We start from the raw sequence: 221 nt of genomic DNA on the forward strand, positions 1-221 counted from the left end.
CTGGCGGGGGGCGCCTGGCTGTGCGCCGCGCTGCTGCCAGTGCCGGTGATGGCGAAGTTTGGCCTGCTGGTGCTTGGCCGCCTGATCCTGGGGTTTGGGGAAAGCCAGCTGCTCACCGGGAATTTAAGCTGGGGGATGGGGCTGGTGGGGCCCATGCGATCCGGTAAAGTCATGTCATGGAACGGCATGGCGATCTACGGCTCACTGGCGGCCGGGGCCCC

At 67.4% G+C, this 221-nt stretch carries 1 protein-coding gene; it reads left to right on the plus strand.

Annotation, left to right across the window (positions count from 1 at the left end; genetic code table 11):
* The coding region (locus tag E4U92_RS35680) for a hypothetical protein (RefSeq protein ID WP_422070811.1) at positions 1 to 221 on the plus strand (221 nt) is incomplete at both ends.

This window comes from Streptomyces galbus, assembly GCF_005280195.1.
GTDB classification, from domain to species: Bacteria; Actinomycetota; Actinomycetes; order Streptomycetales; family Streptomycetaceae; genus Streptomyces; species Streptomyces galbus.